Annotated in this window: 14 protein-coding genes and 1 riboswitch; of the genes, 4 read left to right on the plus strand and 10 right to left on the minus strand. The window is 40.8% G+C overall.

The genetic code is table 11. From position 1 onward, the window contains the following. Positions 1–78 precede the first annotated feature (78 nt). The 10 genes from G608_RS0104015 to G608_RS0104065 form a co-directional block, all read right to left on the minus strand. The gene (locus tag G608_RS0104015) at positions 79–5,634 is read right to left on the minus strand and encodes an LPXTG cell wall anchor domain-containing protein (RefSeq protein ID WP_026494946.1); all 5,556 of its coding nucleotides are present in this window, start codon (positions 5,632–5,634) and stop codon (positions 79–81) included. A gap of 109 nt (positions 5,635–5,743) precedes the next feature. After that, positions 5,744–5,824: riboswitch (cyclic di-GMP riboswitch) on the minus strand. Between the two features lie 456 nt (positions 5,825–6,280). Beyond that, positions 6,281–6,637, minus strand: coding sequence for a 50S ribosomal protein L20 (rplT, locus tag G608_RS0104020; RefSeq protein ID WP_026494947.1), 357 nt, complete (start codon positions 6,635–6,637; stop codon positions 6,281–6,283). A 53-nt stretch (positions 6,638–6,690) separates the two neighbouring features. Further along, a complete protein-coding gene (gene rpmI / locus G608_RS0104025) occupies positions 6,691–6,891 on the minus strand; it encodes a 50S ribosomal protein L35 (protein ID WP_026494948.1) in 201 nt (66 codons plus the stop codon). A 114-nt stretch (positions 6,892–7,005) separates the two neighbouring features. Beyond that, positions 7,006–7,542 carry a translation initiation factor IF-3 gene (infC, locus tag G608_RS0104030; RefSeq protein WP_196810138.1) on the minus strand — a complete coding sequence of 179 codons (537 nt, stop codon included), beginning with the start codon at positions 7,540–7,542 and terminating at the stop codon, positions 7,006–7,008. A 272-nt stretch (positions 7,543–7,814) separates the two neighbouring features. Then, positions 7,815–8,471 (minus strand): HAD family hydrolase, encoded by a 657-nt coding sequence (locus G608_RS0104035; protein ID WP_051208812.1) that lies wholly within the window; start codon positions 8,469–8,471, stop codon positions 7,815–7,817. Beyond that, a complete protein-coding gene (locus G608_RS19825) occupies positions 8,437–8,724 on the minus strand; it encodes a hypothetical protein (protein WP_051208814.1) in 288 nt (95 codons plus the stop codon). The genes G608_RS0104035 and G608_RS19825 overlap by 35 nt, the downstream gene beginning before the upstream one ends. Positions 8,725–8,811: 87 nt before the next feature. Next, positions 8,812–10,104, minus strand: coding sequence for an adenylosuccinate synthase (locus G608_RS0104045; protein WP_026494951.1), 1,293 nt, complete (start codon positions 10,102–10,104; stop codon positions 8,812–8,814). A 51-nt stretch (positions 10,105–10,155) separates the two neighbouring features. Then, on the minus strand, positions 10,156–11,070 hold the full coding sequence (locus G608_RS0104050; protein WP_026494952.1) for an Ig-like domain-containing protein: 915 nt from the start codon (positions 11,068–11,070) through the stop codon (positions 10,156–10,158). Positions 11,071–11,485: 415 nt separating this feature from the next. After that, positions 11,486–13,201, minus strand: a complete 1,716-nt coding sequence (locus G608_RS0104060) for an alpha-amylase family glycosyl hydrolase (protein ID WP_026494953.1) — start codon at positions 13,199–13,201, stop codon at positions 11,486–11,488. 71 nt (positions 13,202–13,272) lie between these two features. Then, complete coding sequence (locus G608_RS0104065; RefSeq protein ID WP_330366877.1) at positions 13,273–14,247, minus strand: hypothetical protein; 975 nt, start codon at positions 14,245–14,247, stop codon at positions 13,273–13,275. A gap of 164 nt (positions 14,248–14,411) precedes the next feature. Between G608_RS0104065 and G608_RS0104070 the strand changes: the two genes are divergently transcribed. From G608_RS0104070 to G608_RS0104085, 4 genes are all read left to right on the plus strand, one after another. Next, positions 14,412–15,425, plus strand: coding sequence for a LacI family DNA-binding transcriptional regulator (locus G608_RS0104070; RefSeq protein ID WP_026494955.1), 1,014 nt, complete (start codon positions 14,412–14,414; stop codon positions 15,423–15,425). A gap of 291 nt (positions 15,426–15,716) precedes the next feature. Next, positions 15,717–17,078, plus strand: a complete 1,362-nt coding sequence (locus G608_RS0104075; RefSeq protein ID WP_026494956.1) for an ABC transporter substrate-binding protein — start codon at positions 15,717–15,719, stop codon at positions 17,076–17,078. Positions 17,079–17,237: 159 nt separating this feature from the next. Beyond that, complete coding sequence (locus G608_RS0104080) at positions 17,238–18,290, plus strand: carbohydrate ABC transporter permease (protein WP_026494957.1); 1,053 nt, start codon at positions 17,238–17,240, stop codon at positions 18,288–18,290. Beyond that, positions 18,290–19,159, plus strand: coding sequence for a carbohydrate ABC transporter permease (locus G608_RS0104085; protein WP_026494958.1), 870 nt, complete (start codon positions 18,290–18,292; stop codon positions 19,157–19,159). The genes G608_RS0104080 and G608_RS0104085 overlap by 1 nt, the downstream gene beginning before the upstream one ends. The last annotated feature ends 17 nt before the right edge of the window (positions 19,160–19,176 follow it).

Raw genomic sequence — 19,176 nt, forward strand, 5'->3', positions numbered from 1 at the left:
TTAGAACTTTTGAAAATAAAAATCAATACATTAGCCTAGTTTTTGTAATATTTTTTTTACGAAAATTTTACGAAAATTTTATTTATTGTATTTCCGCCTTTTCTTTCTTACAATCTCTTCTCCAACAAGTGCCAGTGTAACCAGTGCTATTCCGCCGATTGTGAAAGGAAGTCTTCCCGATCCGCCTGTTGAAGGAAGTGAGTATGGCTGAATATCATTACGGGTATTGGTTATTGTAAACTCTCCGCTGTTTATTCCTACCTCATTGTTCTCAGATATTTTTGCGGTGTAATAAACGGAACTGACTTCTTCGATGTAATAGAGATACTCATACTTCTTAGTTACTGTTTTTCCATCCGCACCCTGTATTGGTTCCTCGTGATATCTGTCCAGTCCGGCGTTCTGATCCAATGAGTTCCATGACCAGTATCCGTCGTTATCCGGAGTAATCGTGATGTACTTCTGGAAGCTTTCATCTTCCACCTCCGATGAACTGCTGCCTGCCCTTCTAAGTCTATCTGAAGAGATACTGGGATGAAGTTCATCCCATCCATCCATCTGAGTGTTGTCTCTAACCGTAACATTCAGGTCTTTATCAACAGGAATGCTGATTTCCACAAACTGCTCACCACTGGTATCAAACAATGATGAAACATCCATTACATTTCCATTTACTGTGACTGTCGGTAAATGTCCATGTGTACTGAGATTTATTCCATATATAGTGAATTTCAGAGTTGATCCCGCTTTTACAGAGGGGAATCCGGTATAATCCGTTATATTGCCATTATCCCCGCTTCTGTGATCAACATGCACCGTGTAATAGGTTCCTGTGGGCGCATCTGCGTTAACTACATACCTTCTTGCAAGCTTTACCGAAATACTGTTTGGCTTTGTAGCAGCATCAGCATTTACCCAGTTCTTGTTTATTGTGATACTGGTCTTTTTGCTTTCATTTACAAAAGGAATTTCCTGTCCCTGAGTACAAATCATTCCGCCAAGCGCCTGAAAATCTTTCGGTATGTTCAATGGGAATTCCTTCTCATCGCTTGCACTTATGTAGAACAGCAGCTCCTTATCACTCTTTAGGTATCCTGCCGGAGGCGTGATTTCAACAAGCTTGTAGGCATTGTTAAATACAATATCCGATATAGCCATTAGGCCATCAGCTGCTGAAGTATATTCTTTTACTTCCTCCCAGGTAGTGCCATTCCACTTATAGAGTTTAAATACAGCATTTGCAAGGGCAGCTCCTGTATCCTTATCTTTTTTAAATACATTTATTCCTTTGACATCTGCATTTACGCCTGCTTTATCGATGACGAATTTTGTATTTTCCTGATCATTGTTTCCGGACACTGAAACCCCCTCCAGAGTTGCAGTATTGCTAATTTCAATTTCAGGCCAGATTTGGTCATTGGAAGCTCCTGTAAAAGTAAAGGTATATCTATACTTAACCTTCAGATGCATCTTGTCAGGTATCTTAAATACTATAGTGCTGGTATTTGAATAATGCCTCCAGTAATCCGTATATGCTGAATTTGTCGTTGTCTCATAACTGTATTTTGTTGAATCAAGCTCTTCTTCCCTTTGATTTCCCTGCTCATCAGTTATAACCTGATATACCTTTATGGAGTCATTCAAAAGAGTAGCAGCTGATTCCGCAGCACACTGTGCTACAAGATTGTCTGTCAGTGTAAGTGTGTCTCCGTTTGGCAAAAGATCCGATGCATTGGGGTTAATATCAAGACTATACTCAACAGTGTTTCTGGTGCCTTCGATACCTGTAATAGCACTCTTCGTTATGAAGGATTCTGTTTTGGTAATTGTCTGAGTCTGTAAATCCGATACTATTTCGTCATTATCCTCGGTGCCTGCTTTAACCGTGTTAGTAAACACACCTTTTTTGAGTGTTGCGAAATCAAAGTCACCATTTATCTTTGCTCTGACTCTGAGATACATATCTACTGACGAACCGGTCATCTCACCCTTAAGTTTCTGAGGGTTGAAAGACACTCTAATATTTCTGCCATCCTTTTCAAGTTTTCCCTCATAGTAAGCAAGAGTGTTTTCTTCAAGCGGTCTTACATAATTGGTATTCTGGAAGCTTTCATCCTGTCCCAGTTCCAAACCATTAATGGTAATACCACTTTTTGTCACATAGCCATTCTCAATCAGTGTGACATTTTCAGGAAGAGTATCTGTAACAACCAGCTTGTCATATCTGGTATTGAGCGGGATTGTAAATTTGATTATCCAGGTAAGAATTCCCTCGTTAAAAAGTGCATCATCGTAATACTCGTATTGTGACGCTCCGCCTACGCGATTGCCGTCCTTTTTTTCTATCTTAAGCTTATCAAACCCTATGCTATCGCCAATCTCTTTGCCATATACAATTGCATTATTGTAAAATCTGATATCCTCGCTTCCATCGCCTCTGTAACCGTATGAGTAGTATGAAAACTTCACATTGGTGTTCAGATCTCCGTAGAAGTACACTTTAAACCCTTTATAGCCGCTTTTGTTTACTCCATTGCTGCCATTTACTGTGATCTGTTCACCCTTCTCAACTCTGATAGTACCTGCGTAATTTACAGCTGTCAGCGCACTCCTTAAGTTGTTCTCGATAACAGTTAACTGATCCTCTGTTATAACCTGCGCTGAATCACGTATTATATCTTCATAGGTCCAGTATTCAGATTTATTAGCTCCATCATTGTTGTATATCGGGGCAAGGAGTGATACGTTCCACTTAAGTTTTACCCAGTTATCGTTATCCCATTCGTAGCCATCATTCTTTTTGTCAGCATAACTGTTATCAGATATTCCTACCCAGCCCTGATACTCATTTCCCTGCTTATCTACATTTAATATAAATGCCTTATTATAGATACCTGAGCCCCAGGAAATATCATCATTTGTGTAGACATAGCTATATGTGAAAGTATAGGTACTATAATCATCAACCTCAAACTTATAGCCGTCCTTGAGGCTTATAGTGCTGCCTTGAGTAAGTGAAGGAGTTACGCCATTACCACCAACTACTGATGTAACCGTTACATTTCCTTCATAGGGCACATACTGTATAGATGAATTCATCTTCTTATCCGATAAAGTAAATCCCTTTAGATTTCTGCCCCTGGTATTAAGTTTTATAGTCCAGGTAACAGTTCTTCTGCTCTTATCTGCAGAACCTTTTTTGTATATATCAGGAAACGTTCCTACATATGTAGTATCACACTCCATGGATACTTCCTGATCTTTTCCATACTTTGCATTTGCCTTGTTATGAATTTTAAGAGCACTACCGTTATTAACGATATCGTCCGGAACTACCAGCTTATAAGTAATGGTATAGCTCTCTCCCTTTTTCAGCCCTTTAAGTGACATACTAAACTTGTTACCGGAAAAGGTAGGCTGAACAGATACTGAAGAATTTTCTCCCTTCATTACAATAATTCCTTTAATAGCCTCAGCAACGTTTATTTTATTGGTAAGCTCATCGTTCTGTCCGTTATTGCCGGAGTAATCATTAAATACTGTAAGAACATCCTCCAGATTGATTTCATCACCTGACCCTTGGTTAGTTGTAAGTTTGATAGAATAATTTATAGTCTTTGTATTTGCATCAAGTGTGGCATTGCCTTTCTTTTCAATACCCAGATCATAGTTGTAAACTCTGACTATTTTTATATCAAAAGTTGCAGGGCCGCCAAAGTCGTAATGAATAGGTTTTTCATTTTCATTCTCATTAAGATTTGCCTTAGCTGCAAAGAAAAATTTACCATCAATAGGCTGAGTATCATTCAGTTTTGCAAATTCTTCTTCAAAATCAAATGTGACAATGTCTGTTTTACTATCAATAAAGAACGTACCTACAAAAACATTATTCTTGTTGTAGATGTATCCCTTTATATCATTTTCCACATCAATTTCATGGTCTGCCAGATTATATTTAGGCACCTCACCTGAACTAAGTGTCCCTGCTCCAAGCTTATAAGACATAGTAAAAAGGAGTGTGTCACCATTTCCAACCTCAGCACCGGATGAAATAGGTGTACCTCCACTGTATGTAAATGCATTATCCAGCCAACCGGGTTGAGGATTTTTTGTAACTGAAAGTCCTGTGATCTGCATGCCGGGAACACTTGTATAAGTCGTAAACTCACCGCTGGAGGTATTTCCGGTATTACCTTCCTCGGCATGAGCCACGATTACGAACTGGTTAAAAAAACTTGAAACAAGTCCTCCCTTTGCAAAAGGATTTATAAAGATAGCACGAAAAAAGCGATTAGCAATGCCGGCGGAGTCATTGCTTTTCTTTCCATTACCGGCATTATCATCACTGTTTTCTTCTGTTGAGTCATCACTCTGGATTTTCTCTTTTATTCCCTGCTTGTGTTCATCAGAATACTGAACTTTAACCTTATTGTCTTCCGATACTTCTACTGTGCCGTCTGCACCATCGATAGACTTTTCAGTACTCTCAACTGTGCCAAATTTAGAAGGAATCTCATAGTGGATATCATCACTTGCTGAAGCTTCTTCAGGAAGCTCATACTTAATTGTTATACGGAGGCTGTCACCGGGCATAATCTGATCTTCTGTGATTTCTTCCCATTCACCATCCGGTGTCTGGCGCTCAATAACTGTCTTCGTTACGTATTTTGCAAGATCTACAGACTCGGGGATTTCTACAGTTTTATCAGTCTGTTCCTCTTCCTCAGAAACCTCTTCCTCTACCTTCTCATAAACGAATGTAAGGTTAGTGTCGAGTTTGATTTCCATAACATCTTCAGATTCATCCTCTTCAGTCTCAGGATCATCCTTTGGAACTACTTCGTAATATTTGTAGCCCTCATCATCAGAAGTAGTATAGATCATAACCGTTATCTTCTCGATAGCGATCTTCTCTGTTTCTTCTTTATCTTCGTTGTAGTACTCGTAGATTACTTCTTTGAAATTATGACCATCAATTGTTCTGGCATCATCCTCGAAGATCATGCTGTCCATAAGACTGATCTTCTTTTCGTCAGCCAGAGCTTCGCCGTCTTCTCCAAGTATAAGCTCGCCGTCCTGATCCACGTAGGAAACAGTAAGCTCTACATCCTGTGTGAGCTCTTCATCCAGTGCGCCAGCTATAGTTTCTATTGAAACATCTTCATTATCAACTGCATCAGCGTCCTCATCACTCGCTTCTTCTGATGCTTCATCTGCAGCTTCCTCTGATACTTCACTTGAAGCTTCTTCGGAGGCTTCATCTGAATAGGACTCGTCCGCGGTTTCTTCAGCAACATCTTCATAAGCATCGATATCCTCAGTACTTTCCTCTTCGGACACTTCGTCTGTATTCTCATCCTCGCTATCATAAGAGGATTCTGCCTCATCTGAAGAATATTCCTCATCGCTGTCTATCTCAGTTGCTTCAGCATCATTGCCCTCTGTCTCAAGGACCATACCTATATCTTCCGCACCTTCTTCTGTAACAGCAGATGCCGCTCTATTCATTGAATACAGCGTTATTGTTGTTACCAGCATAGCCAGTACCAGCATTACAGAGCCCCACCTTCTTGCAAAGGCATGTCTCTTGATATATTCTTCTGCTTTTCTTTGTCCTGAATTTCGTATTGCCATATCAGGTACCTCTCTTACTACCAGGGCGCTTTAGACATAAAAAATGCCCTGTCTGAAACCGCGTCAAACAAGGCACATAATCTAGTAGTAAAAGCTGCACATCATTTGTGCAGGCAGCTGGCTGTCTGCCAGGCAAGCAGACCCTATAGCTTTGCGTCGCTATCTCACGATAGTTTTGCCCTGAATAACTATTTATTTAGTTGTCAAGTACGATGTACAGCCTTTTTCATCGCACTTGAAAGTAAATTTCACACTTACGTTAAATTTATGATAAAACATTTGAAAAGAAAAATCAATATTTATTTCTATTTTTCAAATATTTTTTCATTTGTGATTGCAGTGATATAAATCCATGGTTACCCTTACAATACAACACTATACTTAAAAGCGCCTATTTACAATAGATTACAGACTTTTTTTCTAAAGAATTTATCCTTGTTTATACTTTTTATAATTACATTATAAGAATTTCAATTTTCAGGAATATTGAAAGTGGAACGTAAAGAATAAAAAGAAAAAACGCATCATCCCATGTGGGATAATGCGTCTAGAAAATACCTCATTTAAGGAAGCTCTGCTCTCACTTCGTTCGACAGAGCAACTCCAAAACACTAAATTCGAAAATACCTCATTAAGTGTTTTGGGTTTAAGCAATCTTCTGCTTAGCGATCTCTGTAAGAGTCTTGAAGCCTTCTGCATCGTTAACTGCCATCTCAGCAAGCATCTTGCGGTTGATATCTACACCTGCAAGCTTGAGACCGTGCATAAGGTTTGAATAAGACATGCCGTTAAGACGAGCTGCTGCATTGATACGTGTGATCCAAAGAGATCTCATATCTCTCTTCTTCTGCTTACGTCCAGCGAATGCAGATGTAAGTGCTCTCATAACTGACTGCTTTGCTACTCTGTACTGCTTTGATCTAGCGCCTCTATAGCCCTTTGCGAGCTTTAAAACTCTCTTATGCTTCTTCTTGGCGTTCATGCCACCTTTAATTCTTGCCATTTTTGTTTCCTCCTAAATTATTCTGGTACTGCTCTTAAACGATAATACTTGGATTAAACGTAAGGCAGAATCTTCTTCATGTTCTTAACATTAGTAGCGTCAACAACTGCTGCCTGTCTAAGAGTTCTCTTCTTCTTTGTTGTCTTCTTTGTAAGAATGTGACGCTTGTACGCCTTGTTACGGATCAGCTTACCTGTGCCTGTTACTTTGAAACGCTTGGCAGCAGATCTGTTTGTTTTCATCTTGTGCTGCATAACTAAATCCTCCTATGCTTGTAAATTATTGCTATAGCCTGTCTAAGACAGCGTAATCATCCATGAATGTTTTTGAACAATTACTTTATATGTAACCTGCAATTGCAGGAGACATTACTTCTTCTCAGTAAGGAACATAGTCATACTGCGTCCCTCAACCTTGGGCTGCTTATCGATAACAGCAACATCCTCAAGAGCCTTGGCAAAATCTGTAAGGATATGCACACTTGCTCCCATGTGAGCCATCTCACGTCCTCTGAAGCGAAGAGTAATCTTTACTCTGTTGCCCTTCTCAAGGAACTTCTTGGCTGCATTAACCTTAGTATTAAGGTCATTTGTATCAATGTTGGGTGAAAGTCTGATCTCTTTGATCTCGACATTCTTCTGCTTCTTACGGGCTTCCTTCTCTTTACGAAGCTGCTCATACTTGAACTTACCGTAATCAACAATACGACAAACCGGCGGCTTAGCGTTGGGAGCGATCTTAACAAGATCAACACCGGCTTCATCGGCAAGCTTTCTGGCATCAGCGATAGGCATAACACCAAGCTGCTCATTGTCAACCCCAATTACACGAACTTCTTTGTCTCGGATCTGTTCATTGATGAATAAATCGTTGTTGCTAATTGCTTTGTACCTCCAATAGTAAATAAAAAAGTGGACTCACAAGGAATCCACTTAATAATCTTCAAAACAACCAATGTCATGATAATACAATTCGTAAATATAAACCATAAATCTCATGCATTGTCTGAAAATATTAACACCTGCCAGCGTAGCCGCAGGGTGAGAGTGGAATCCTCTGCTTTGTTTTCATACCTAACTAAGATACAATGTCAGTTCAAATCTGTCAAGCACTTTTTTCATTGTAATCCTTTTTCAATTTATCTTATAGAAGTTTTTGTATCGAATATTGTTTTATTTCAGCAAACTCCTAATGCCTGAAGTTCGCTCTCTACCTGCTCGTAGCTCTTAAAAACAATACCGTTCATGCCAAAATCTCTGGCTGCGATTATGTTCTTCTCGGTGTCATCTATAAACACGCATTCTCCAGGAACAAGATCATATCTTTTGGTGATAAGTTCATAGATAGCTCTGTCGGGCTTAATCACCTTATCCTTATAACTGAGGATGCCGCCATCTATCTCATCTAAAAATTCCTGCATAAAGGGATTGGCATCAAGAGCCTGCTTGGAAAAGTTCGAAAGAACAAGTACTTTATAGCCCTTGCCTTTAAGCTCCTTTATCCAGGGAATGGTCCTTTCTCTTTTTATCAGAAGACCTGTAAGATCGCTAAAAGCCAGTCTTATTTCATCCTCTATCTCAGGGTCATTTTTTACAAATCCATCAATGATTCCCTTTGTATCAAGGACTCCTCTGTCAAATTCATCCCAGGCACTGCTTCTGACACTGGCATTACCAATACGCTGTACCATATCTTCATCAAAGCCCTGTTTTCTGATAATGTTCTCCCAGCTAAAATCCACCAGAACGCCGCCAATATCAAAAATAACCGTCTTTATAGCCATCTCTTCACCTTCTAAATTACTGATCTGTGTTTTCTTTATCTGATGCCCCATCAAATTTTCCGTAGGGATCCGGGGATGCAACTGTTCTCTTTCCTGAAAGAGCAGTGTAAACCCAAAGGATGAGCCATACCAGTATCGGAATTGCTACAGTTGCAGCTGCACATGCAAGAAAAGCGCTGCCGGGGCCTGTCTTACCAAATAATGCTACAAAAAAGAATACCACATATACCAGTAAAAGCAAAACTATGCAGACCCATGCAATTACACGCTTTGCAAGCGGTGTCTTTTTATTTTCATTCTCCATAATTATTCTCCATAAAAAGGAATTATCTCAAATTAGATAAAAAGCCCCGCCGTAATATCAGCGGCGAGGCTATCAGTTACTCTCAAATTATCTGCTAAGAGGGCTCTCACGATAGATGATATCTTCACGTGAAGGACCGTTGGATACCATTGTGATCGGATATCCGATTTCCTTCTCAATGAACTCGATATACTTGCGGCAGTTCTCAGGAAGCTCCTCATACTTCTTGATACCACGGATATCGCATTTCCATCCGGGAAGAGTCTCATAAACAGGCTTAGCCTTCTCAAGAAGGTGTGTTACAGGGAATTCCTTGGTAACCTCACCGTCAATATCATAACCAACACATACCGGAATCTCATCAAGATATCCAAGTACATCAAGTACAGTGAAAGCTACATCTGTAGCGCCCTGAAGTCTGCAGCCATACTTGCTGGCAACACAGTCGTACCAACCCATACGTCTCGGACGACCTGTTGTAGCGCCGTACTCACCGCCGTCACCACCGCGTCTTCTGAGCTCATCTGCCTCTTCACCAAATATCTCTGATGTGAAAGCACCTGCTCCAACTGCTGATGAATATGCCTTATTTACAACTACAATCTGCTTAATATCGTAAGGAGCAATTCCTGCGCCGATTGCACCATAAGCTGCAAGAGTTGAAGAAGATGTAACCATAGGATAGATACCGTGATCGGGATCCTTCATGGTTCCAAGCTGTCCCTCAAGAAGAACAGTCTTATTCTCCTTAATAGCCTTATCAAGGAAAAGAGATGTATCCGCAACATAAGGCTTAACCATATCTCTCCACTGATGAAGAGTCTCAAGAAGCTCAGCAGGATCAATCTCAGGCTTGTGATAAAGCTCTCTGAGAAGAATGTTCTTTGTTACAAGAACTCTCTCAACCTTCTCTTTAAGAAGTTCTTCATCGAATAATTCATTTACCTGGAATCCGATCTTTGCATACTTATCTGAATAAAAAGGAGCAATTCCCGACTTGGTAGAACCAAAGGACTTACCGCCAAGTCTCTCCTCTTCATACTGATCAAACAGAATGTGATAAGGCATCACAAACTGACAACGATCTGAAATTAAAAGATTGGGTGTGGGAACTCCCTTTTCAATAACTGACTGAAGTTCACCGATAAGTACAGGAATATTAAGAGCTACTCCGTTACCTATAATATTTGTTATATGCTGATGAAAAACTCCGGATGGAAGTGTGTGAAGCGCAAATTTGCCATACTCATTTACGATAGTATGACCTGCATTGGCTCCTCCCTGAAAACGTACAACCACATCGGCATTGTCTGCCATCATGTCTGTAATCTTACCTTTTCCTTCATCACCCCAGTTTGCACCAACTACTGCTTTAACCATATTTCCTCCATTCTGTGTTACGCATGGGTTATTCGCAACGTTACAAAGATATCACGAAAATACTTTTTTGACAATGTATTTCCAAAGAACCTTGGTAGGCTTTGGAAGATAATGCACACCATCTCTGGTTTCGATGTACACATTATTTTTTGTATACTTATAAAGATCTATTACACTTACTCTGCTTTTACCCTTTGCCCATTTCTTAAGGCAGCTGTTATAGTGACCAATTATATTAACACCAAAGTAGTGCTCGTCGCCTTCAGGGAAATACTCAGGCTTTACAGCACCAACTGTGCAGAGAATTAAATTCAATCCCCTTGAAAGGAATTTGTTGTAAATCTTTTTATATGGGCTGAAATTACCGTAATTATTTGCTCCGAGCCATGAAACAACCGTGTCATAGTCGCTAAGATCTGTATATTTAAAAATTTTCTCAGCATAGCTGTCAGCAGCTCCGTCAGCGGTGTAAATCACCATGTCATGTTTGACATATCCCTCATAGGTTCCCGGCTTTGCCGTAAAGAGATCCACGCTTCTGGAATCACCTATGAATAATGTTCTTGTACTCTCGTCAGCTACTGAAAGAATTATCTTGAGCTTTCTGCCTGTTTTCTTCTCTTTTACATTAATTACCGTGCGTCCTGTCTTTACAGAATGAATCACGCCATCCTTATCAATAGTAGCAACCTTCTTATTGCTTGATGTAAACTTGCATTTAGCTGGATTCGCCTGAACTTTTCCCGAATAGAGAACCAGCTGTAAATCTTTTCCCAAATCAAGTTTTTTATAATAAGGCTGACTGCTATTTTTTAATGTGTATTCTTTGGTGAGAAGCTCTGCACCGGTCAAGGATGAAGCCTCTACTTTATCGAGTCTGTTATAACCGATAACCCCGGGCTTACATAGAATAACTGGCACAAGTACCAGTGCCAAAATCAAGATTTTTTTTAAAACTTTTTTCATAATACCTAATACCACTTCCTTTACGTTAAAACATTATACTCTTTTTTCCTGTAAATGGAAGAATTATTACTGCTCCTCAAGATGAGCAAGCTTCTGGGCCTGATTGCACCCACCAGCGCAAGTCCTACTGCCTCAAGTACATTCTCATATATCATGGGAAACTTACTCTCCTCCACATATTTAATCTAAGCATACTAAAACATTTTATACTATGGAGAATTTATCAACAAGAATTTGTTGGTAAAATTAAATACAATCTTGCATGAAAGAGATTTGCAAAAACTACTGAAGATTCATAATAAAGTATGAAAATTCATTTGCAAGTTCCTCATGTTTTTGAGACTTGTATAAGACAAAAAATTCCTCATCAGTCTGTCCTGATGAGGGATTTTCATAAGCTTAAACCATCGCAAAATTACTGAATTATCTCATACTCATAGGTAGAGAAATCTGCTTTAAGTGTAATCTTTGATCCGTTGTTCTCCCATGTAAAGCTTGTAACAGAACCGTCCTGAGTAATGCTAAGCTTTGCATCAAAACCAAAAGCAGGATTGGTGTTACGAAGTCTAAGGAGTTCAAGCTGCTTCTGAACTACAGGCTTAGCCATCATCTCTTTAATTGCTTCATTAGAGAGATTTGTGCGGTTGATTTCCTTATGTCCGCCGGCACCTGCTCTCTTAACAGCATCAAGGTCATTCTCGCCTGCAAAAAGGTCAAGATACCATACCTGAGGCTTACCGGGCATAAACATCTGCACTGCTCTTGCAAAAAGCATCTTCTGATCATCAGCACCAAGTGCACTGTAATATGTAGCATTGACCTGATAGTACATATTCTTCTGACCGTGAAGATTCTTTACTAGTCCGCCTCTTCCAACGATGGTCTGGATGAGATTCTCTATCTCTTCATCAGGAATAAATCCCTTAAGATCAAGAACCGGAATACCATCGTGACAGCCAAGCATGTTGACTACGCGGATATTTTTATCCATAAGCTCATTTGCCCATTTAGCAAGAACTTCTCCGCTATGTTTTTCCATTGCATAAATAAGGAGTCCCGGAAGGAAGAAGTCATAGGTCATATAGCCCTTGTCTGCCACCTTCTCATAAATTCCTGCGCTGTAACTGTCATGTATCTCAGGAAGAAGTCTTACTCCGTTCTTATCAGCAATACCCTTTACTCTCTCAAGAACATCCCATGTATCAGGCTCGTTCAGGAAGTTCTTCTTGCCGGGTTCTTTGGGAGCGTATGCAAAAGCATCTAGTCTTACGATTGCTGCACCGTAGCCTGCAAGAGTCTTAAGTGTATTTTCATAATGTTCCCACACAAGATCTGACTTGATGTTAAGATCCATCTGTCCAAGATATTTTCTGCCGTTTGCAAGGTATTCAAGAACCGCTGCGCGATACTCTTCATACTTGCCAAATTCGATCTCTTCAGGCTTCTTGCCCTCTTCAAGACCTTCGCATACGAGCTTTGCGATTCTCTCAGCACTCATATACTGAAGTCTTCCGCCGCCCTGCTCATCTACAGAAGCAGCGCTGCCATGAGCTTCCTTATAATCCTCTACTGCAGCAATTATATCCTGAGCATCGGGCTTTCTGTACTGAACCTCCTGATAGAAGGTGTTCCAGTAAGGAATCTCCTTTCCGTCAGGCATGCGAACCATGAGGATAGGAAGACCGGGTTTTCTGAAAAACATATCCTTGATAAGGTCTTCTCTTGGCTGAATGTAGCCCTCTTCTGTCATCTCGCCGCAGCCATCCCAGAATTTGTTCCAGTTAATGAAAAAGTCAGCGTATTTTGACTTTTCACCGTTTTTCAAAAGATCCTGAAACTGAGGTGAAAGAACTGATGCATGATTCAAAATAAAATCAAGCTTAAGGTCGATTCCAAGAGCTCTTAATCTGTCGAGATCTTCCTTTGAGCCAAGTTCCTTATTGATACCATAATCGATAACTGAGAACCCGCGATCAAGGTCGGTATTGTAAATGCTGGGAAGAATATAGAAGGAACTGAAGGTATCCTTGAACTCTTCTTTTTCAAGCACTGTCACAATATCATTAAGAGTACCGCCCATACTGTCCGGATAAGCATTAAGCATAGGTCCGTTATCTACAAATTTACTCATATTCTCTCCTTTAAATCCAATAATGAAGCCATCAACTCACTTCACAAAATGAGCACACTAAAGTCGTATTCTTACAGTCCCATGAGGGCCTTATATTCATCATAGCTGATGATCTCACCCTGCTTACTTACGATGATCTTAGCCTTGTGAGCCTGTGCCATAAGCTTGTTCTGCTCAAGCTCAAGAACCATCATTGTGAAAGGACTGTCTACCTTACCATCACGAGCTCTGCTTCTTCTGTGCTCAAGAGTCTCCTGAGGTGTGCTGTTAAGAAGGATCGGAATATCAACCTCCTTCATGCAATCTGTATTTCCGTGTGTCCACTCAATAATGAGAACCTGCTTTTTAGACATATCAACTTCGTCATACCAAAGTGTGCTCTCGTCTCTGCCCATTCTCTTGAGCCAGAGCTTATCTGCGCCGTTCTTGAAAGCCGCAAGGATTGAGTCAACTTCTGCAAAATCGGTCTCGTTAGGTGTACCAAGATATGCATCAAGTCCCTTTTTACCTGCCTCAAGATAAGTTTCAAACCAGGGATATTCTTTTACATGCTCTGCATTGGCATCGTCGTTCTTCTCCTGGAAATCCTTGACTACAGCGTAGTTCTCGGGATTCATAGCACCTCCGTCAACCATTCCTCTGATACCGCACTGTCTGAAAGTATGAAGTCTCTCAGCATCGTTATACATAGGAATTCTGTGAGGATAGTTATCACCTGACATTGTGTAGCTTCCGATTCCGCTCTGCTCAAGCATATATGAAAGAAGTGAAGCAATCTCGGATTTTCCTACACCTGATCCTCCGCATACAGTAACAACGGCTCTTCCAAAAGGATTTGCAGCAGTTACCTTTGAGAGCTCTTTAAGGAGCTTAGGGAAAACAGTCTTTGCCTTTGCAATATGGCTCTCGCCAATCTCTATCTTGTCTCCGGGCATATCTCCGTGAGGTATATCAGAAGGAATTGTAAACTCCTTCACACTAAGTGTCTCAACCATTTCATCAGTCACAGGTGTCATGGGATTTATCTTACCAAAAACAGTATTCATCTTTTATTCCTTTCAAAAAAAATCCTTGGTTTTAACTTTAACGCAAAAGTTTCTTATATTATGTGCATTTTCGAGTTTTTGACAGCACTTTTTTCTCGTGCTATGTTAACAATATAATCAATTTGGAACTTTTGTAAAGTAAAATTTTATGACCGGGTTTTTTCATGATTACAATTAAAGAAATTGCGACACAACTAAATATGAGTACCACTACGGTTTCCAACGTTATTCACGGCAAGACCGGAGAAGTTTCTCCTGCCACGATTAAAATTGTGGAGGATTACTTAAAGAAGGTCGATTATGTTCCAAATATCAATGCAAGAAATCTTGCACAGAATCAATCGAAGATAATCGGCGTTGCCCTGAAGGCCCGTGCTGACAAGTACGAGAATCTTCTGATGGATCCTTTCGTTTCCGAACTCATCGGTGGCATCGAGGAATCCATAAGGAACGCAGGCTACTTTATGATGCTCTATATTTCAAGAGATACCGACGAGATAATGCGTCACGTATCGACCTGGAATGTGGATGGTCTCCTTCTCTTTGGTATGATCGACAATGACGGAATCCGTGTCAGTGAAAGGTACAAAAAGCCCATCGTATGCATAGATACCTACAGTATAGAAGGTCTTAAGCACTTCATAAATGTAGGACTAAACGACAGACAAGGCTGCTTTGATATGGTCAACTATATGATAAAGCAGGGCCATAAAAAGATCGCCTTCCTGTCAGATAATATGCGAGGTGTCGACTATGAACGTTTCTCCGGCTACAAATATGCTCTTGAAGGAAACGGCATACATTATGATGAAAGCTGGTTCCTTCAGATTAAGCCCAGAACCGAAGACATTGAACAGTCCCTTGATGAAATATGCAAGCGAGTTCCTGAGTTTGATGCAATCATGTGTGTATCCGACCTGTATGCAGTACAGCTCCTGTGCGCCCTTGAGGACAGAGGAATAAACGTACCGGATGATATTTCCGTTGCGGGCTTTGACGATACTCTGCTTGGCCAGCTCCACAGACCTGCTCTTACTACTGTTCACCAGGATGTAAAGCAAAAGGGAATCATGGCTACGGATATACTACTTAAAAGAATTAAGGGAGAGAAAACTCCAAAACAGGTGCAACTGCCTACCGAGCTGATCATCCGGGATACAGTAAAATGCAGGCTATAACTATACAATCTATACAATAAAAACTTTAAGAATACCGAAAACGTTTGAGCAATATGTATACAAAACATATTGCTCTTCTTTTTTCACTTTTCAAAAATTTAATAATTTTGCAAAGTCAGTGATGACGGGCTTTTGCGCGTAAGGTGTCTTAAAATCTGATAAGTTTATAAATTTTTTTCTTGATATTATTCCATTAACGTGATATTTTACTTGTAGCATAAAACTTATGCGCAAAAGTAACCGCTAACCACTATGCGAGTGGCTAGCAAAGTGCACAACAAGGAGGGTAACATGAAAAAGAAAGTATTATCTATTCTTCTCGCCGGAACAATGGCGCTCAGCATGACAGCATGCGGCGGATCAACCGGCACAACTGACACAGCTGCAGATACTGCAGAGTCAACAGAGACAGCTACAGAGTCCACAGAGGCTGCTGAGTCCACAGAGGCTGCTGAGTCTACAGAGGCTGCTGAATCCACTGCTTCAGCAGGCGCTATCAGACTTCTTAATGGTAAGCCTGAGATCAACGATCAGCTTAAAGAGCTCGCTGAGCTTTACAAGACTGAGACCGGTAATGAAGTTGTTATCGAGACAATCGGTGGCGACACAAGCGCCGGTGATGAGCTCAAGAAAATGTACCAGGCTGACAACATGCCTGACATCTTCGTTATCGAAGCTAACCAGGCTGCTACATGGGACGGAATGCTTGCTGATCTCGCCGGTGAAGAATGGACAGACAAGACAGGCTTCGAGCTTGTTAATGATTCCATGGGAACAATCGGCTTCCCTTATACAGTAGAGGCTACAGCTCTTGGTTACAACGCTGACATCCTTTCACAGGCAGGCGTTGATCCTTCTACTCTTACAAGCCCTGATGCTTGGAAGGCTGCTTGCGAAGCAATCGATGCAAAGAAGGATGAGCTTGGACTTACAGCTGTATTCGCATGGTGCGCAGAGCCCACAAACCTTGGCTGGTCTTCAGGTACACACGTATTTGGTCAGTACCTTGATGCAGGTCTTAAGGCAGACGACACAACATACATCGATCTTCTTAACGACGGCGGTCAGATCGATGAGGCAAGAATGAAGGACTTCGCTGAGTTCGTTGGTATGATGAACCAGTACGCTGACAAGGATCATCTTCTTGTTGACGGAACATATGATGAGCAGGTTGCCGGATTCAAAGAAGGCAAGTTTGCTTTCATCACACAGGGTAACTGGTGTGTAACATCTCCTGATGATGTATCATTCGAAGTTGGTTTTGCTCCTTATGCATTCGAGGATGGCATAAACACAATCATCGCAGGTCCTCCGTCATACTGGGTAGCTTACAAGGACGGCAACGTAGATGCATCTAAGGCATTCTTCAACTGGTGCGCAGGCGATTCAGCTCAGAACATCCTTGTAAACAAGGCTGGTCTTGTATCTCCTTTCGATGATTGCCAGTATGAAGCAACAAATCCTTTCTACAAGAGCATGAAGAGCTACATCGATGCAGGCAACTACAGCGGATGGCACACAATGCTTAAGAAGGACGGTCTTCAGAACGAGACATGTCAGGTATTTGCAGATTATGCAAAGGGATCAATCGCTGACGCTGATGAGTTCGTTGAGAAGATTTCATCTGTAATCAAGGGTTACTACGCTGAATAATTTATAGTCACTTTTATAAATACCGGGCAGAGCAAATGCTCTGCCCGATTTATCTCGTAATACTAACTGATTTTCAACATATTTTACTTATCAAATTATTTACTTAGCAGAGAACTTTAAATCTATTGACAGGCTTTAGGCCATAAAGGAGATTCTTGCATGAAAACACCATCTTCGACTAAAGGAGCTCTTTCCATACTTTGCCTGATCGCAGGGCTAGGACTACTTATATGGTCTCTCGCTCTGGATTTCACTAAATCGGAAGCTTCTTTCCGTGGCACTACACTTATCCTGGGTATTGTAGGCATAGTTTTAGGATTATACTTCTTCCCCACACTTAAGCATCACCGTACAATTATTAACATTCTTTTCTTATTCCCGCTGCTGTTTGCCTTTTTGGTAACAGTTATCATTCCTCTCTTCCTTGGTATTGGTTATTCCTTTACTGATTGGGACGGAATCAGAGTAAGAAATTCTGTTGGACTTACCAATTACACAAGTATGTTTACACAGCCAAGTTTCCTTTGGTCTATATTCCTGACATTCTTGTTCGTTGTATGTAACATGATAATGGTTAACCTGGTAGCATTCCTTCTGGCTCTTCTTTGCACATCCAAAATAAAGGGTCTTGGATTCTTCAGAGCAGCTTACTTCCTGCCTAACCTTATCGGTGGTATCGTACTTGGTTACATATGGCAGTTCATTTTCAGTAACGTTGTTACAAAGTTATTTAACACTCAGTATTCAATGATCGCTGACACAGGAACAGCTTTCCTTGCAGTTATCATAGTTTATATCTGGCAGTACGCCGGATACATAATGCTCATCTACATCACAGGTCTTAATACTATCCCCGGCGATGTACTTGAGGCTTCAGCTATTGACGGAGCTGGTCCCATGCAGACTCTTTTTGAGATAAAGATTCCCATGATCGCTCCCACAATTACAATTTGTACATTCCTTACACTTACAAGTGCATTCAAGCAGTTCGATGTAAACCTTGCACTTACAAACGGTAAGGGATCCGTTGATATTTTTGGAAACTACCTCACAAATGGTACCGAGATGCTGGCTCTTAATATCTATAACACAGCTGTTATTAAGAACAACTACGCTCTTGGTCAGGCAAAGGCCGTACTGTTCTTCATCATTTTGGCCTGCGTATCCATTTTACAGGTTCGCATATCTAACAAGAAGGAGGTTGAATTATAATGCATACCAAGGAAAAAACATCCAGCGTAGTAATCCGCTTAATCATTGCAATTATAATTGCAGCTTATGTACTGTTCCCCTTCTTCCTTGTTGTAATCAACTCCTTCAAGGATTCAAATGAGATCACTGCAAATCCTATCGGATTAAACGGTGCATCCTTTAGCAAGCTGGTCAGAAACCTTGACGAAGTTATTAACAACTCAAGCTTCACATTCTGGCAGACCTTTGGTTATTCAGCACTTATAACTGTTCTGTCTCTCGGTCTCCTTGCTTTATTCGGAGCCATGGCAGCATGGGTTATCTGCCGTAACAAGACTGTATGGTCAAATGTGATCTACTTCACATTCATCGCATCCATGATCATTCCTTTCCAGGTAGTTATGCTGCCTCTTATCTCTACATTCAGAGATGTAGGAAAGTTCATCGGTATTCCGATGCTCAAGTCCGTTCCCGGTATCGTATTTGCTTACCTGGGATTCGGCGGTGCCATGACAGTATTCATCCTTGTAGGATTTATAAAGGGAATTCCTTTTGATCTTGAGGAAGCAGCATCAATCGACGGATGCTCACCTGAGCAGGTATTCTTCAAGGTTATCTTCCCTCTTCTTACACCTGTTATTACAACAGTAACAATCCTTAACGGAATGTGGATCTGGAACGATTACCTTCTGCCTTCAATGATGCTTGGTCAGAACGGTCCGGTTAAAACACTTCCCGTTGCAGTTCAGGCTTTCGTAGGTTCCTACGTAAAGCAGTGGAACCTGATTCTGGCAGCTGCACTTCTTGCAATCCTGCCTATGATCATTCTCTTCCTTATCGCTCAGAAGCAGATCATGGAAGGTATGATCGAAGGTGCTGTTAAAGGTTAACTTTCCATTTTAATAAG

It is taken from the genome of Butyrivibrio sp. WCD3002 (genome assembly GCF_000424265.1).
GTDB lineage: Bacteria > Bacillota > Clostridia > Lachnospirales > Lachnospiraceae > Butyrivibrio.

Bases quoted from the DNA above. Each gene is read 5' to 3' on its own strand.
- G608_RS0104015 (WP_026494946.1), bottom strand. From the start codon at position 5,634: ATGGCAATACGAAATTCAGGACAAAGAAAAGCAGAAGAATATATCAAG.
- rplT (WP_026494947.1), bottom strand. From the start codon at position 6,637: ATGGCAAGAATTAAAGGTGGCATGAACGCCAAGAAGAAGCATAAGAGA.
- rpmI (WP_026494948.1), bottom strand. From the start codon at position 6,891: ATGCAGCACAAGATGAAAACAAACAGATCTGCTGCCAAGCGTTTCAAA.
- G608_RS0104035 (WP_051208812.1), bottom strand. From the start codon at position 8,471: ATGGGGCATCAGATAAAGAAAACACAGATCAGTAATTTAGAAGGTGAA.
- G608_RS19825 (WP_051208814.1), bottom strand. From the start codon at position 8,724: ATGGAGAATGAAAATAAAAAGACACCGCTTGCAAAGCGTGTAATTGCA.
- G608_RS0104045 (WP_026494951.1), bottom strand. From the start codon at position 10,104: ATGGTTAAAGCAGTAGTTGGTGCAAACTGGGGTGATGAAGGAAAAGGT.
- G608_RS0104050 (WP_026494952.1), bottom strand. From the start codon at position 11,070: ATGAAAAAAGTTTTAAAAAAAATCTTGATTTTGGCACTGGTACTTGTG.
- G608_RS0104060 (WP_026494953.1), bottom strand. From the start codon at position 13,201: ATGAGTAAATTTGTAGATAACGGACCTATGCTTAATGCTTATCCGGAC.
- G608_RS0104065 (WP_330366877.1), bottom strand. From the start codon at position 14,247: ATGAATACTGTTTTTGGTAAGATAAATCCCATGACACCTGTGACTGAT.
- G608_RS0104070 (WP_026494955.1), top strand. From the start codon at position 14,412: ATGATTACAATTAAAGAAATTGCGACACAACTAAATATGAGTACCACT.
- G608_RS0104075 (WP_026494956.1), top strand. From the start codon at position 15,717: ATGAAAAAGAAAGTATTATCTATTCTTCTCGCCGGAACAATGGCGCTC.
- G608_RS0104080 (WP_026494957.1), top strand. From the start codon at position 17,238: ATGAAAACACCATCTTCGACTAAAGGAGCTCTTTCCATACTTTGCCTG.
- G608_RS0104085 (WP_026494958.1), top strand. From the start codon at position 18,290: ATGCATACCAAGGAAAAAACATCCAGCGTAGTAATCCGCTTAATCATT.